At 68.7% G+C, this 14,962-nt stretch carries 10 protein-coding genes; 6 read left to right on the top strand and 4 right to left on the bottom strand.

The window, feature by feature from the left end:
- Window positions 1–99 precede the first annotated feature (99 nt).
- The 5 genes from ENC19_RS11185 (at window position 100) to ENC19_RS11165 (ending at window position 7,782) form a co-directional block, all read left to right on the top strand.
- A complete protein-coding gene (locus tag ENC19_RS11185; protein WP_164447107.1) occupies window positions 100–1,641 on the top strand; it encodes a sugar ABC transporter ATP-binding protein in 1,542 nt (513 codons plus the stop codon).
- On the top strand, window positions 1,638–2,711 hold the full coding sequence (locus ENC19_RS11180) for an ABC transporter permease (protein WP_164447106.1): 1,074 nt from the start codon (window positions 1,638–1,640) through the stop codon (window positions 2,709–2,711). Before ENC19_RS11185 ends, ENC19_RS11180 begins: the two co-directional genes overlap by 4 nt.
- A gap of 76 nt (window positions 2,712–2,787) precedes the next feature.
- A complete protein-coding gene (gene yjfF / locus ENC19_RS11175) occupies window positions 2,788–3,774 on the top strand; it encodes a galactofuranose ABC transporter, permease protein YjfF (protein ID WP_164447105.1) in 987 nt (328 codons plus the stop codon).
- A 27-nt stretch (window positions 3,775–3,801) separates the two neighbouring features.
- Window positions 3,802–5,304, top strand: a complete 1,503-nt coding sequence (araA, locus tag ENC19_RS11170; protein WP_164447104.1) for an L-arabinose isomerase — start codon at window positions 3,802–3,804, stop codon at window positions 5,302–5,304.
- A 381-nt stretch (window positions 5,305–5,685) separates the two neighbouring features.
- A complete protein-coding gene (locus ENC19_RS11165; RefSeq protein WP_164447103.1) occupies window positions 5,686–7,782 on the top strand; it encodes an RICIN domain-containing protein in 2,097 nt (698 codons plus the stop codon).
- A 194-nt stretch (window positions 7,783–7,976) separates the two neighbouring features.
- Here ENC19_RS11165 and ENC19_RS31800 read toward each other — a convergent pair whose 3' ends face one another.
- From ENC19_RS31800 to ENC19_RS11155, 3 genes are all read right to left on the bottom strand, one after another.
- Complete coding sequence (locus tag ENC19_RS31800) at window positions 7,977–8,834, bottom strand: carbohydrate-binding protein (RefSeq protein ID WP_373688858.1); 858 nt, start codon at window positions 8,832–8,834, stop codon at window positions 7,977–7,979.
- A complete protein-coding gene (locus ENC19_RS11160) occupies window positions 8,831–9,739 on the bottom strand; it encodes a glycoside hydrolase family 43 protein (protein WP_373688857.1) in 909 nt (302 codons plus the stop codon). The genes ENC19_RS31800 and ENC19_RS11160 overlap by 4 nt, the downstream gene beginning before the upstream one ends.
- Before the next feature lie 127 nt (window positions 9,740–9,866).
- Complete coding sequence (locus ENC19_RS11155) at window positions 9,867–11,519, bottom strand: glycoside hydrolase family 27 protein (protein ID WP_164447102.1); 1,653 nt, start codon at window positions 11,517–11,519, stop codon at window positions 9,867–9,869.
- Window positions 11,520–12,082: 563 nt separating this feature from the next.
- Here ENC19_RS11155 and ENC19_RS11150 point away from each other — a divergent pair.
- On the top strand, window positions 12,083–13,072 hold the full coding sequence (locus ENC19_RS11150; RefSeq protein ID WP_208020885.1) for a LacI family DNA-binding transcriptional regulator: 990 nt from the start codon (window positions 12,083–12,085) through the stop codon (window positions 13,070–13,072).
- 164 nt (window positions 13,073–13,236) lie between these two features.
- On the opposite strand, the gene ENC19_RS11145 is transcribed toward ENC19_RS11150, so the two are convergent.
- On the bottom strand, window positions 13,237–14,610 hold the full coding sequence (locus tag ENC19_RS11145) for an endo-1,4-beta-xylanase (RefSeq protein ID WP_164447100.1): 1,374 nt from the start codon (window positions 14,608–14,610) through the stop codon (window positions 13,237–13,239).
- Between the last annotated feature and the right edge of the window lie 352 nt (window positions 14,611–14,962).

The raw sequence follows: 14,962 nt of genomic DNA, 5'->3' as shown, positions 1-14,962 counted from the left end.
CCCGTGCCACGCCGCCCGACCGGTCCGTTGGCCGGCCGGGCGGCGTGCCGGTACAACTGGCCCTTCCGCATCGATGAAAAGTAGAAGAGGATCGATGGGATGACGGATAGTCGTCCGGTCCTGACAATGACCGGGATCAGCAAGTCCTTTCCCGGGGTGCGCGCACTCCACAACGTCGACTTCCGGCTTCTTCCCGGCGAGGTGCACGCTCTGATGGGCGAGAACGGCGCTGGCAAGTCCACCTTGATCAAGGTATTGACCGGCGTGTACGGCATCGACGAGGGCACCGTCACCCTCGACGGCGAGCAGGTGGCCTTCAACGGACCGATGCAGGCCGCCGCGGCCGGGGTCAGCACGGTCTACCAGGAGGTCAATCTCTGCCCGAACCTGTCCGTGGCGGAGAACATCTTCATCGGCCGGGAGCCGCGCCGCCTCGGTGCCATCCCCTGGGGCGAGGTGCGGCGGCGGGCCCGCCAGCTGTTGGCCCGGCTGGACCTCGACATCGACGTCACCGCGCCGGTGGGGAGTTTCTCCCTGGCCGTGCAGCAGATGGTCGCGATCGCCCGGGCGATCGACGTGCAGGCCCGGGTGCTGATCCTGGACGAACCGACGTCCAGTCTGGACGCCGGCGAGGTCGCGCAGCTGTTCCGGATCATGCGGCAGTTGCGGGACGAGGGCATCGCCATCCTCTTCGTGACCCACTTCCTCGATCAGGTCTACGGCATCGCCGACCGGATCACCGTGCTGCGAAACGGCGCGCTGGTGGGGGAGTACCCGATCGCCGAGCTGCCACAGCTGGCACTGGTGGAGAAGATGATCGGCAAGGAGCTCGACGTTCTCGAACTCATGGAGGAACACCCCCGGCAGTCGGTGACGGCGACCGAGGGCGGCTCCCCGTTGGTCCAGGTGTCGCAGCTCGGCCGCCGGGGTTCGGTCGCTCCGTTCAGCCTGACCATCAACGCCGGTGAGGTGGTCGGCCTGGCCGGGCTGCTCGGCTCCGGGCGTACCGAGGTGGCGCGGCTGTTGTTCGGCGCGGATCGGGCCGATCGTGGCGAGGTGCGGGTGGACGGCGCCCGGACCGGCCTGCGCAACCCGGTGCAGGCGATCGAACAGGGCATCGGCTTCTGCTCGGAGAACCGCCGGGCGGAGGGCATCATCGCCGACCTGTCGGTACGGGAGAACATGATCCTGGCCATGCAGGCCGCCCGGGGCTGGCTGCGTCCGATTCCTCGTCGTCGGCAGGACGAACTGGTCGACCGGTACATCAAGGCGTTGAGCATCCGTCCGGCCAACCCGGAGATGCCGGTGCGCAACCTCTCCGGCGGCAACCAGCAGAAGGTCCTGCTGGCCCGCTGGCTGATCACCGAGCCGCGGCTGCTCATCCTGGACGAGCCGACCCGGGGCATCGACATCGGCGCGAAGGCCGAGATCCAGAAGCTGGTGGTACAGCTCTCCGACGGTGGCATGGCGGTGCTGTTCATCTCCGCCGAGCTGGAGGAGGTACTGCGGCTGAGTCACCGGATCGTCGTGATGCGTGACCGACAACTGGTCGCGCAGCTCGACAACGACGACACTGTGGACGCCGACCGCGTCATGCAGACCATCGCCAGCGGAACCGAGCGTGAGGAGGCGAGCCGATGAGCGACGCCGGGAACCGCTTCCGTACCCTGCTCGGCCACCGGCTGTTCTGGCCGGTCGCCGTGCTCGTGGTCATGTTGGCGGCCAACACCGTCTACCGTCCGGGGTTCCTGGCCGTCGAGCTAAACAACGGTCACCTGTACGGCACCCCGATCGACATCCTGCGGTTGAGCGCACCGCTGATCCTGGTCGCACTGGGCATGACCCTGGTCATCTCCACCGGCGGTATCGACCTGTCGGTCGGCTCGGTGTGCGCGATCAGCGGAGCCATCGCCTGCCTCTACATCAGCCGGGCGCCGGATCAGGACAACCTCGTCACCGTGCTGACCGCGCTCGCGATGGCGCTCGGGGTCGCGCTGGTGCTCGGCGCCTGGAACGGGGTCCTGGTCTCCGTCATCGGCATCCAGCCGATCATCGCCACGCTCATCCTGATGGTGGCCGGACGGGGCCTCGCACAGCTGATCGCCGAGGGTCAGATCATCACCATCAACTCCGGTCCGTACCGGGCGATCGGGCTGGGACACCTGTTGACCCTGCCCCTGGCGATCTTCATCGCGTTGGCCGCGGCCCTGCTGGTCGCGGCGTTCACCCGGCGCACCGCGCTCGGCATGATCGTCGAGTCGGTGGGCGGCAACCGGGAGGCCAGCCGGCTGGCGGGCATCCGGTCCGGTCGGGTCGTCTTCCTCGTCTACGTGGTGAGCGCCGCCTGCGCCGCGATCGCCGGGTTCATGATGACCGCCAACGTCTCCAGCGCCGACGGCAACAACACCGGCCTGTGGGTGGAGCTGGACGCGATCCTTGCCGTCGTCATCGGCGGCACCTCGCTGGCCGGCGGCCGGTTCTACCTCGGCGGCACGATCCTCGGTGCCCTGATCATCCAGACCCTCACCACCACGGTGTACGCCATGAACATCTCACCCCAGACCGCGCTGCTGTTCAAAGCGGTCGTCGTCATCGCCGTCTGCCTCATCCAGGCACCGGCCTTCCGGGCGAAGTTCCGCCGCCGACGGGCCGGGACACCACCGCCGCCCCAGTCGTCGCCGCAGCGGCAGAAGGAGCAGGTGCCGGCATGAGTGAGCGTCAGCGAGCGAATCGTCAGTTCAGGGTGTTGGTGCCTCATGGCGGCACGGAGCGCAGCGGAGTGTCGGCATGACCAGTCTTCCGATCTCCGCTCCGAGTTGGGCCAAGCTGCCCCGGCGGCACATGCCGGTGCTGGCGACATTGACCCTGCTGCTGGTGATGTACGGCATCGGGGTGTCCCAGTACCGGGCGTTCTCCAACGTCCAGGTGGTCTTCAACGTCTTCATCGATAACGGTTTCCTGCTCGTCATCGCGGTCGGGATGACCTTCGTGATCCTCACCGGCGGCATCGACCTGTCGGTCGGTTCGGTGGCGGCGATGACCGCGATGGTCTCGGCGTGGTTGCTCCAGTCCGGCCTGCCCGCGCTGCCGGTGCTGGTGATCGCCCTGCTGATCGGGCCGACGCTCGGGTTCCTGATGGGCTGCGCGATCCACTTCTTCGACATCCAGCCCTTCATCGTCACGCTGGCCGGGATGTTCTTCGCCCGGGGCATGTGCACGTTCATCAGCGACGCGTCGATTCCGATCACCGACGGGTTCTGGACCACGATGTCGCAGTACCGGATCGGCGATCCCCGGGGCAACTTCGTCTCGATCAGCGTGCTTGTCGCGTTCGCGGTGGTGCTGATCGCCGCGTACGTGCTGGCGTACACGCGACTGGGGCGCAACGTCTACGCGATCGGCGGCAACCCGCAGTCGGCGCTGCTGATGGGGCTGCCGGTGGGCCGGACCCGGATCGCCGTCTACACGATCAGCGGCCTGTGCGCGGCGATCGGTGGGATCCTGCTGTCCTTCTACACGCTTTCCGGCGCCCCGCTGATCGCCATCGGAATGGAACTCGACGTGATCGCGGCCGTGGTCATCGGTGGCACTGTGCTCACCGGTGGCTCGGGGTACATCTTCGGCACGGTGCTCGGTGTGCTGGTACTCGGCGTGATCCAGACCCTGATCACCTTCGACGGCAGCCTCAACTCCTGGTGGACCAAGATCGTGATCGGAGGCCTGCTCTTCGCGTTCATCCTGCTCCAGCGCCTCATCGGCATCCGCTACAAGTGACCGCCCCTCTCGCGGAAGGCAACTCCCATGGCAACACACCCTGAACCTGAGGTCTGGTTCCTCACCGGAAGCCAGGCAATGTACGGCGAGGACACGCTCCGGCAGGTGGCCGACCAGTCCCGTCAGATCGCCGCTCTGCTCGACGAATCGCCGCACATTCCCGCCCGGGTGGTCTGGAAGCCGGTCCTGACCACCAGCGCCGACATCCTGCGGACCTGCCGGGATGCCGCGACGCAGGGGGCGGTCGGGGTGATCGCCTGGATGCACACCTTCTCGCCGGCGAAGATGTGGATCTCGGGCCTGGACGCGTTGCAGACGCCGCTGTTGCACCTGCACACCCAGGCCAACGTCCTACTGCCGTGGGACGAGATCGACATGGACTTCATGAACCTCAACCAGGCCGCGCACGGCGACCGGGAGTTCGGGTACATCCAGACCCGGCTCGGGGTGGCCCGCAAGACGGTCGCCGGACACGTCTCCGACCCTCGCGTGGTCTCCCGCGTCGGCGCCTGGACCCGGGCGGCCATCGGCTGGTCGGCCATGCGTTCGCTGCGGCTGGCGCGATTCGGCGACAACATGCGCGACGTGGCCGTCACCGAGGGGGACAAGGTCGAGGCGGAGCTGCGCTTCGGCGTCTCGGTGAACACGTACGGGGTCAACGATCTGGTGCGGGTGGTCGACGAGGTGGCCGAGGCGCAGATCGATGATCTGGTCAAGGAGTACGACGACACCTTCCGGGTGGCCGCCGAGTTGCGGCCGGGCGGTGAGCGGCACGACTCGCTGCGGTACGCCGCCCGGCTGGAACTGGGTCTGCGTACCTTCCTGGACGCCGGTGGCTTCCGCGCCTTCACCACCAACTTCGAGGACCTGGGCGGCCTGCGTCAACTGCCCGGCATCGCGGTGCAGCGACTCATGGCCGACGGCTACGGCTTCGGCGGTGAGGGGGACTGGAAGACCTCCGTGCTGGTGCACACCCTCAAGGCGATGGCGGTCGGCACCGAGGGCGGCACCTCGTTCATGGAGGACTACACCTACGACCTCACCCCGGGTGAGGAACTGGTGCTCGGCGCCCACATGCTCGAGGTGTGCCCGTCGATCGCCGGTGACGTGCCGAACGTGGAGATCCATCCGCTGAGCATCGGCGGTCGCGAGGATCCCGTCCGGCTGGTCTTCGACGCCGCGCCGGGGCCTGCGGTGGTGCTCGGACTGGCGGACATGGGCGAGCGGTTCCGCCTGGTGGCCAACGAGGTCGACGTGGTCTCCCCGCCGCACCCACTGCGCCGGTTGCCGGTCGCCCGGGCGGTCTGGCGGCCGCGACCGCACCTGCCCGGCTCCGCCGAAGCGTGGATCACCGCCGGCGCTCCCCACCACACCGTGCTGTCCCAGGCGGTCGGGGTGGAGGAGTTGCACGACCTCGCCGAGATGAGCCGTACCGAACTCGTCGTCATCGACGCCGAGACGGATCCCCGGCGGTTCGCCGACGAGCTGCGCTGGAACCAGGCGTACTACCGGCTGGCCCGGGGGTTCTGACCGCCCTCCGACGCTGGCGTGGACGACCGGCCGTAACGGCCGCGTAACCACGCCAGCGACTGCCCGCGCCTGCGCGTGGCAGGGTCCCCGGCCGGTGCGCCACCCCGTCGGCCGGGGACCGCGAGCAGGCTGCAGTGAGCCGTACGGCGTCGTTGATGTTACGTCTTGACGAAGGCCGTGTTATCGCTCACAGTCGTAGTGAAGACGGACGATATCTGTGGCCGTCCGGGACGCGCCACGTTGCTCTGAAGCTGGTGGTCACCTGATCTCTCCCTTGGGCAGGGCGGTCATGTTAGCGATCACACGCCGCACCGGATCAGCGACGGCGTAGGCCGCAGAGGAACCGTCCTGTTCGTTCTGCTCGCATCCCGAAGGAGAATCATGATTGCCAATGGTGAGGTCCCACGGACCGCGCCGGGCCGGCGCGGCTGGCTGTCGCGCGCGGTGGCCATCCTGGCGGCGCTGGTGGTGGGCGGCTCCCTCGCCGCGGTGGCACCATCGCCCGCGGCCGCGGCCACGGTGGACACCAACGCCTGGTACGTGCTGGTCAACCGGAACAGCGGCAAGGCGCTGGACGTCTACAACCTGGCCACCAACGACGGGGCACGGATCACCCAGTGGTCGCGTAACGACGGAAACCATCAGCAGTGGCAGTTCGTCGACTCCGGCGGCGGCTACTACCGGCTCAAGTCGCGGCACTCGGGCAAGGTGCTCGACGTCTACAACTTCTCCACCGCCAACGGTGCGTCGATCGTGCAGTGGTCCGACCACAACGGGACCAACCAGCAGTTCCGACTGGCCGACTCGGCAGGTGGCTACGTACGGCTGATCAACCGCAACTCCAACAAGGTGATGGAGGTGCAGAACGCCTCGACCGCCGACGGTGGCAACATCGTGCAGTACGACGACTGGGGCGGCGCCAACCAGCAGTGGCAACTCGTCCGCATAGACGGCGGCGGCACCCCCACCGACCCGCCCCCCGGCGGCAGCTTCACCAACCCCGTCGTCTGGCAGGACTTCGCCGACGTCGAGGTCATCCGGGTCGGCGAGGTGTACTACATGACCGCGTCCACCATGCACTACTCGCCCGGCGCACCGATCCTGCGCTCGTACGACCTGGTGAACTGGGAGTTCGCCGGACACTCGGTACCTCGGCTGGACTTCGGCACCAAGTACGACCTACCCGCCGGGCAGCAGGCGTACGTGGAGGGCATCTGGGCCTCCACGCTGAACTACCGGCCGAGCAACCAGACCTACTACTGGGCCGGGTGCATCAACTTCGCCCAGACCCACATCTACACCGCCACGGCCGTCGACGGCACCTGGAGCCGGCACGCCACCCTGCCGCAGTGCTACTACGACGCGGGGATGCTCATCGACGACAACGACACCATGTACGTCGCGTACGGCAACGGCACCATCAGCGTCGCGCAGCTCTCCGCCGACGGCCGCAGCCAGGTCCGGGCCCAGCAGGTCTACCAGACCCCGTCGAGCATCGGCACCCTGGAGGGCGCGCGCTTCTACAAGCGCAACGGTGCCTACTACATCTGGCTGACCCGCCCGGCCAACGGACAGTACGTGCTCAAGTCCACCAACGGCCCGTTCGGCCCGTACGAGCAGCGCCAGGTGCTGCTCGACATGCGGGGTCCGATCTCCGGCGGCGGAGTGCCGCACCAGGGCGGGTTGGTGCAGCTGCCGAACGGTTCCTGGTACTACATGGCCTTCACCGACGCGTACCCCGGCGGCCGGATGCCGACCCTCGCGCCGATCACCTGGACCGCGGACGGTTGGCCGCAGGTGCAGACGGTCAACGGCGCCTGGGGGGTCAACTACCCGAACCCGCTGCCGCTGCGCCCGGTCAAGCCGCTCACCGGCGTCGACACGTTCGCCGGCACCACCCTCGGTCCGCAGTACGAGTGGAACCACAACCCCGACAACAGCCGGTGGTCGGTGAACAACGGGCTTCGGCTGCAGACCGCCACCGTGACCAACGACCTCTACCGGGCACGAAACACGGTCACCCACCGCATCCAGGGGCCGACCTCGACCGGCACGGTCGAGATCGACTACTCGACGATGCGCGACGGCGATCGCGCCGGCCTGGCCATGCTGCGCGACGTCTCGGCGTGGATCGGCGTCCGACGGGACAACGGTGCCACCCGGGTGGTCATGACCAACGGGCTGAACATGAACAGCAACTGGGACACCAGCAGCACCGGCAGCGAAATCGCCAGTGCCGCGGTCTCCGGCGGGCGGATCTGGCTGCGCGCCAACGCCGACATCCGGCCCGGCTCCGGTCGGCAGGCGCGTTTCTCGTACAGCACCGACGGGGTCAACTTCGTCCCGCTGGGCAACGCGCTGACGCTGAACAACAACTGGACGTTCTTCATGGGTTACCGGTTCGCCATCTTCAACTACGCCACTCAGGCGCTGGGCGGATCGGTGACGGTGCGCCGCTTCGAGTTGGCCACGCCATGAGGTGACGGTGACGGTCCGGCGTCGTACCGATGCCGGGCCGTCACCCACGGACCGGGGCCTGTCGCCCCGCCCGCCGAGCGGGCGACAGGCCCCTCCTCCGGTCCGGCGATTGCCGCCGCCGGCAGCCGGGGGACATGCGGGTGCCGGGTGGGAAGATCCCACCCGGCACCCGTCCGTTCTCTGCTACCTGTGGCTCAGGCGGCGCGGGACCACTGCATGCTGGCCGCGGAGCCGCACGTACGCTGCTCCAGGGCGGCACCGGCAGCGGTGGAGCCACCGACCACGTTCAGGCACTTGTTGCTGTTGACGTTGACCAACTGGTGGTAGCCGTCGCCGGTCGACCGCCAGCTGAAGACCTGGTTCAGACCGTCGTGGCAGGTGTACTGGATGATCTGCGCACCGTCGGCCGTGGAGACGTCGCGCACGTCGACGCACTTGCCGCTGTGCACGCTCTGCAGCCGTACGTTGCCGCTGCCGGCGTCGAGGAAACGCCACTGCTGCCAGGCGTTGCCGTTGCTGCTCCACTGACCGATCACCGCGAGGTTGTCGAGGTTCGGCTGCTGGACGTCGACGACCTGCCCGCTGTTGCGGTTGACGATCCGGTAGGCCGTCGGTGCGCTGCCGCCCCCGGCGAACTGCCACCAGTTCACGTTGAACAGGCTGCCGCTGCCGCCGGCGAAACGCAGGTAGAGATCGCGCGTACCGGTGGCGCCACTCACCCCGCAACTGGTGGTGGTCCAGGTCTGCCACCCACCGGTGCCGGCCACCGTGCAGGTGCCCACCAGTGGGCCGCTGGCGCTGTCCAGCCGTACCTCGATGCGGCCGCCGCTGGTGGCTGAGGCGACCCGCGCGGAGAAGGTGGTCGCGCCGGTACCGAAGGCAACCCCCTTGACCTTGATGTAGTCGCCGTTGTCGATCCAGCCGACGTTCATGCCACCCTCGCTGGACGGCTCGGTCTCGATACCGGAACCCCAGGCGATCGTCTCCGCCTCCTGGCGCACGTACGGGTTCAACGTGCCGACCTGGGGTGCCCCGGAGGTGGTCATGTTCATGGTGGGGATTGTCCCGTTGGAGCCGTAGGTGAATTTCTCCACCGCGACCGACCGGGTGTACCCGCCACCGCCGGGCAGCGCACCGTTGTGGTAGAAGAAGTACGACCACCGGCGAAGTCGATCACGCCGGGGTGGTTGGTGAAGCTGGAGCCCTGCCGGGGCATCACCGTTCCCCGGTACGTCCACGGCCCGGTCGGGCCGGGTGCCGTCGAGTAGCCGATGAACTCCGAGCAGCACTCCGCCGCGAACACGTTGTAGTAGATCCCGTTGCGCTTGTAGACCCACGGCCCCTCCTCGTAGAGGGTGGGCCGGCTGGCATTGCCGGTGCGGGTGCCGAAGCCCCCCGTGGTCAGCGGGATCTGGGTCGGTCCGCCGGAGAACGAGATCATGTCAGGGTTGAGCCGCACGTACCACAGGTTCGGGTTGCCCCAGTACAGGTACGCCTGACCGTCGTCGTCGATGAACGCGTGCGGATCGATCTCGCCGTTGCCGACCAGCGGACGGCCGAGTGCGTCCCGGAACGGCCCGGTCGGGCTGTCCGCGACCCCGACCCCGATGACCATCTGCCCGTTCGAGCGTTGCCGGACCGGCACGTACCAGTAGAACTTCCCGTTGCGGGCGATGACGTGCCCGGCCCACGCGTTGGCGTCCGCCCAGGCGAAGGTGGCCAGGCTCATCGGCGTGCCGTGGTCGGTCCAGTTCACCATGTCGGCCGAGGAGAAGACCCGCCAGTCACGCATGGTGAAGTAGGTGGAGCCGTCCTCGTCGTGTCCGGTGTAGAGGTAGACCCGACCGTCGTGCACCATCGGTGCCGGGTCGGCGGTGTAGATGTGCTGGACGATCGGATTGTCGGCCCGCGCGAGGCCGGGTAGCAGGGCGATCGTGCAGGCCGCGCTCGCGAGCACGGCGACGAGGCGCCGGAGTGCCGGGGCGCTTCGACGGGCGGGCCGCGGCATCATGCGGCACCGCCAGGATGCGGGGTGGTGCGGGCACGCGACGTCACGTCGCGTGCCCCCGACTGCCGGGCGGTCCTCACGCCCGGCTCCACCGCTGGTTGGTGTTGCCGTGGCAGGACCAGAGGATGACCGCGGTTCCGTTGGCCGTACCGGCGCCGTTGACGTCCAGACACAGCGAGGGGAAGCGGCCGTTGCTCACCGTGCCGTTGCTGTTGAGCGTCCACTGCTGGTTGGTGCCGCCATTGCAGTCCCAGACCTGCACCCGGGTGCCGTTCGTCGCGTTCGTCGGCACGTCCAGGCACTTGCCGAGGATCCGCAACGTCTGGCCGTTCTGGGTGATCTGCTGGTTGGGGTTGCCGTGGCAGTCCCAGATCAGGGTGCCCGTGCCGTTCGCGGTGTTCGAGTTGTCGAGATCGAGGCAGCGCCCGGCCGACTCGCTGCGCAGCCGGAAGGTGCTCGGGACCGGCGGGTTGGTGGTGCCGCCACCGCTGACCCGGTACACCACGGTGCCGTGTGCCGGAACGCTCGCGGAGATGGTTCCGGTGCTCGTGGAGGTGCCGCCGGTCCACGCGTTGAGCAACGTGAACGAGCTGCCGGTCTTGCCGATCGCCGCCGCCGTGGTGGAGATCGTCGTGGTGGAGTTGCCCTGGTTGAACAGGGCGACCGCGACGTCACCGTTGGCCAGCCGCTTGGCCAGGATCCGCCGGGTGCCGTCGTGCGAGACCTGGACGGCCTGCAACCCCAACGTGTCCTGGTTGATCGCGATCAGGTGCTGGTTGCGCAGGACGTCGAGCGTTGCGGTGCTGGCCGAGCGCAGGTCGTTGCCCATCATCAGCGGTGCGGCCATCATCGACCACAGCGCGAAGTGGCTGCGCATCTCGGTGTCGTTCATGCCGCCGTTGCCGACCTCCAGCATGTCCGGGTCGTTGAATCCCCCGGGTGCGGCGTAGCCGGCGAGTGGCACGTTGACGTTGACGATGTTCTGGATGCCCATCGGGTAGCCGTTGGTCTGGCCGCTGTCCCAGGTGTTGGTGATGTCCTCGGTGGTCCGCCAGAGGTTGGCCACGTCGCTCCAGTTGCGTTGCGGCCCGGTCTTCTCGTGGATGCTGTTCGAGTTGATGCTGTAGACGATCGGCCGTCCGGTGGCCGCCAGCGCGTCGCGCATGATGCTGAACCGCGCCACCTGCTCGTTGATAGTGCCGGTGGGGGAGCACCAGTCGTACTTGAGGTAGTCCACGCCCCAGGCGGCGAACTGCCGGGCGTCCTGGTACTCGTGTCCGAGGCTGCCGGTGGAACCGGGGAAGGAGTCGAAGTACTGGGCGCAGGTCTGGTCCAGCGGCCCCTGGTAGATGCCGAACAGCAGGCCCCGGGAGTGCAGGTAGTCGCCGAGGGCCTTCATGCCGCTCGGGAACCGCTGCGGGTGGGCCTGGAGGTTGCCCTGCGCGTCCCGGTCCGGGTTGAACCAGCAGTCGTCGACGACGACGTACTTGTACCCGAGGTCGCGCAGACCGTGGTTGACGATCGCGTCGGCCATCTGGCGGATGAGCGTCTCGTTGATGTTGCAGCCGAACGTGTTCCAGGTGTTCCAGCCCATCGGCGGGGTACGGGCGACGCCGTTGTTCAGCGCCTGCGCCGGCCTGGGGGAGACGACCCCGTCGGCGAAGCTCGCGGCGAGCGTCACCGTCAGGATGCCGAGGGCGGCGGTCAGCCACCTTCTCGCGCTACGCACGTTGGATTCCTCCTTGTGTCGGTGTGGTGGTCGGTGCGGCCCGCCGTCGTGGCGGCGTGCGGCGGGGCGGCCGGGTGGAACCCTGCGCGGATCCGGCGAACGCCGCCCACGTACGCGTGCAGTCGTCCGGGACGCCGATGTGCCAGGCCCGGACATCGCTGGTCGTCACGCCGTTGCGGGCCCCGCATGGCTCCCGCCGCGCCGTGTCGGCAGATGCCATTCCGATGACAGGAATGTTATCGCTATCATCAATGCCTGTAAATTGTCAGTTGCCGCTCGTGCAGCCGCAGCGGAGTGTTGACACGGGCAGCTGACACGCCAGGGAAGTTACGGGTGTGACCGTTAACAGAAGGACCTGCCGGAAGCTGCGGTCGGGTCGGCGGTCACCGGGGCGGCTGCTGGCGCTAGACTGTGCGTGATCTAGCGCTCTCCACCCGGACGGCACGGCCGGCGTGGGCACCGCGCGAGGGGATCTTTGTACCTGAGCCGTGCCAGTCATCGCCGACGGGCTGCGGCGATGACTGGATTGCGGGGAGTGTGAGATGGCCGTACGCGATCCTGCGATGACGGACGTGGCCCGCCTCGCCGGTGTTTCCCACCAGACGGTCTCACGCGTGCTCAACGGGCACCCGAACGTGCGGGAGCAGACCCGGCTGCGGGTCCAGGCGGCCATCGCCGAGCTCGGCTACCGGCCGAACCGGGCGGCCCGTGCGCTGGTCACCGGCCGATCCCAGGTGATCGGCGTGGTCGCGCAGAACACCACCCTCTACGGTCCGGCCTCGCTACTGGCCGCGCTGGAGCAGACGGCCGCCGAGTCCGGTTTCGCGGTCAGTGTGGGTAGCGTGCGTGACCTCGACCATCGGTCGATCTCCGCGGTGGTCGAGCGGCATCTGGCGCACCGGGTCGCCGGTATCGTGGTGATCGCGCCGGTGGAGTCGGCGGGCGAGGCGCTGGAGCGCCTACCCAAGGACGTGCCGCTGGTGACCGTGGACGGTGATCCGCACCGACCGATGCCGCTGGTGACCGTGGACCAGGCCGCCGGCGCCCGGGCCGCCACCCAGCACCTGCTCGACGCCGGCCACCGTACGGTCTGGCACGTGTCCGGCCCGTCGGACTGGTTCGACAGCGCCGGCCGCATCGAGGGCTGGCGGGAGGCCTTGACCTCGGCCGGGGCGGAGATCCCACCGCTGGTGCCGGCGGACTGGTCCGCGGCGGCCGGCTACCGGTGCGGGCAGATGCTGGCCCGGATGCCCGACGTCACCGCCGTCTTCACCGCCAACGACCACCTGGCCCTCGGAGTGCTGCGCGCCCTGCACGAGCACGGCCGCCGGGTGCCGGACGACATCAGCGTGGTCGGCTTCGACGACGTGCCCGAGGCCGCCTACTTCATTCCGCCGCTGACCACCGTACGACCGGATTTCGGCGCGGTGGCACGGGCGAGCCTGGAGATGCTGCTCACCCAGATCGAGTCGGTGAGCGGCGGTGCCCTGCGCCGGACCATCGCCCCGACCCTGGTCGCCCGCCGAAGCGTAGCCCCACCTCCCCGCCGCTGACCCCACCCCACCCACCCCACCCACCCCACCCACCCCACCCCCGGAACCCTCCGAAGAGTTGATCAAGAAGTTTTGGTCGGCCTACGTGCTGGACGCGACCAAAACTTCTTGATCAACCGGTGGGGTGGGGTGGGGGTGGGGTCGGGGTGGGGTCGGGGGAGTGGTCAGGTTGCGGTGCAGGTGGGGGTGGCGGATGGGCCGACGCCGGTGCCCTGGAAGCCGAACTCGGTGCTGCCGCCCGCGCCGACCTGGCCGTTGTAGCTGACGTTGCCGAAGTTCACCGTCCCGGTGCTGCCGCTGGCCTGCGCGTTCCAGGTGCCGGTGACCGCCGCGCCGCCGGGCAGCGTGATCCGTACGGTCCACCCGCGGATCGCGGCACTGCCGGCGGTGACCCGGACGGTGGCCACGAAGCCGCCGTTCCAGGAGTTCAGCGACACCGACGCCGAGCAGCCGCCGCCACCCGGCGGTGGGGCGGTGGTGGTCGGCGGCGCGGTGGTCGGGTTCGGTCCGCTGACGCTGTTCAGCGCGTTGAGCACCGAGGTGTACGCGGGCTTCTTGTTCCCGTTGCCGTCGAACAGCAGCGGGTTGTCATCTCGCCAGGAGGCGGCGTCCCAGACGCCCCAGACCGTGATTCCGGTGCAGCGCGTCACGGCCAGGCAGGCCCGGGTGACCCGTTCGTAGATGCTCGCCTGGTTGGCGCCCTGGGCGACGTCCAGTTCGGTGATCTGCACGTCCACGCCGAGGTCGGCAAAGCGTTGCAGGTTGGCCTGGTAGTCGCTGGCGAGGGTGGTGCCCAGGTGGGACTGGAAGCCGACGCAGTCGATCGGTACGCCGCGCTGCTTGAAGTCGCGCACCATGTTGTAGATGCCGGTCGACTTCGCGTTGATGCCGTCGGTGTTGTAGTCGTTGTAGCAGAGCTTGGCGCCCGGGTCGGCCGCGCGGGCGGCGCGGAACGCGGCCTCGATCCAGTCGTTGCCGGTGCGTTGCAGGTTCGAGTCGCGCCGCGCGCCGCTGCCGCCGTCGGCGAACGCCTCGTTCACCACGTCCCAGGAGTGGATCTGCCCCCGGTAGTGGCTGGCCACCTGGGTGACGTGGTTGATCGCCACGTTGCGCAGCGCGGTGCCGGACATGTTCTGCGCCCAACCGGGCTGTTGCGCGTGCCAGAGCAGGGTGTGACCACGTACGGACATCCCGTTGGCCCGGGCGTGTGCGACGAGGCGGTCACCGGCGCTGAAGTTGAAGACGTTCTGCTGGGGTTCGTTGGCGTACCACTTCATCTCGTTCTCGGCCACGATCGAGTTGAACTCGCGATTGAGGATCGTGGTGTAGGCGGAGTTGGAGAGCTGGAACGAGTTGGTGGCGGCGCCGAAGTAGCGGCCGCTCTGCGCCGCCGCCGCGCCGAGGGTGCTGGCGGCGGCGTGGGCGGAGGGCGCGACCAGCGCGGTGGAGACGAGCAGCGCGGCACCGGCCGCGACGGACATCAGCACGGTACGCGGCCGTACGCCCACGCCCCTGCCTCCGGTGGTTCTGGTTGTCATCGACGTGCCCTTTCGATGGTGGTGGTTCGGAGTGCCGCCGCGAATCAGCGCTCGAGTGCCGTTGTCCCGGGCCCGGATGTCCGGATCCAGGCACGGCGAATCGGCCCGAACGTGGATCGCCCGGGTTGTGCGGTGATTCGAGGTGTGCCGGTCGCCGATGACGGCGGCCGTTCTCCGAGGTGCGCGAGGATGTGTGCCGTCGAGGCGTGCCCTTCCGCGCGGATGGACAGCGCGCGGCGTCTCGCGGGTGCGGCCCGGACAGGCCGCCGGGCGGGGGTCGGCGGGGTGACCGCCTCGGCCCGGTGACCGGTGGCCTCGAACAGGAGCGTGCCCGTTGCTCCGTGCCCGAAGC

It is taken from the genome of Verrucosispora sioxanthis, from assembly GCF_010560025.1.
GTDB classification, from domain to species: Bacteria; Actinomycetota; Actinomycetes; order Mycobacteriales; family Micromonosporaceae; genus Micromonospora; species Micromonospora palythoicola.
This window is presented reverse-complemented; position numbering and strand designations above follow the sequence as displayed.

Excerpts from the sequence above, each read along its gene's own strand:
- ENC19_RS11185 (WP_164447107.1), top strand. The coding sequence starts at position 100 with ATGACGGATAGTCGTCCGGTCCTGACAATGACCGGGATCAGCAAGTCC.
- ENC19_RS11180 (WP_164447106.1), top strand. The coding sequence starts at position 1,638 with ATGAGCGACGCCGGGAACCGCTTCCGTACCCTGCTCGGCCACCGGCTG.
- yjfF (WP_164447105.1), top strand. The coding sequence starts at position 2,788 with ATGACCAGTCTTCCGATCTCCGCTCCGAGTTGGGCCAAGCTGCCCCGG.
- araA (WP_164447104.1), top strand. The coding sequence starts at position 3,802 with ATGGCAACACACCCTGAACCTGAGGTCTGGTTCCTCACCGGAAGCCAG.
- ENC19_RS11165 (WP_164447103.1), top strand. The coding sequence starts at position 5,686 with ATGATTGCCAATGGTGAGGTCCCACGGACCGCGCCGGGCCGGCGCGGC.
- ENC19_RS31800 (WP_373688858.1), bottom strand. The coding sequence starts at position 8,834 with ATGAACATGACCACCTCCGGGGCACCCCAGGTCGGCACGTTGAACCCG.
- ENC19_RS11150 (WP_208020885.1), top strand. The coding sequence starts at position 12,083 with ATGACGGACGTGGCCCGCCTCGCCGGTGTTTCCCACCAGACGGTCTCA.
- ENC19_RS11145 (WP_164447100.1), bottom strand. The coding sequence starts at position 14,610 with ATGACAACCAGAACCACCGGAGGCAGGGGCGTGGGCGTACGGCCGCGT.